Annotated in this window: 1 pseudogene; it reads left to right on the top strand. The window is 63.9% G+C overall.

The window, feature by feature from the left end:
* Positions 1–266 (top strand): annotated as a pseudogene (locus EOD29_RS32280) (PQQ-binding-like beta-propeller repeat protein); the annotation flags it as partial.

Consider the following 266-nt stretch of genomic DNA (forward strand, 5'->3'; position numbering starts at 1 on the left):
GAGACAACCTATCAGGTGACGCCGCTGAAGGTGAAGGACACGCTCTATCTCTGCACGCCGCATAACTGGGCGATCGCACTCGACGCCAAGACCGGCAAGGAGAAATGGAAATACGACTCGAACTCGGGCATGAATCCCAACCGGCAGCACCAGACCTGCCGCGGCGTCACCTATTATGCCGATCCTGATGCCGCCGCCGGCGAGCCCTGCGCCGAGCGCGTCTACCTGCCGACCTCAGACGCCCGGCTGATCGCGCTCGACGCGGC

It is taken from the genome of Mesorhizobium sp. M1A.T.Ca.IN.004.03.1.1, assembly GCF_003997555.1.
In the GTDB taxonomy this organism is placed as follows: domain Bacteria; phylum Pseudomonadota; class Alphaproteobacteria; order Rhizobiales; family Rhizobiaceae; genus Mesorhizobium.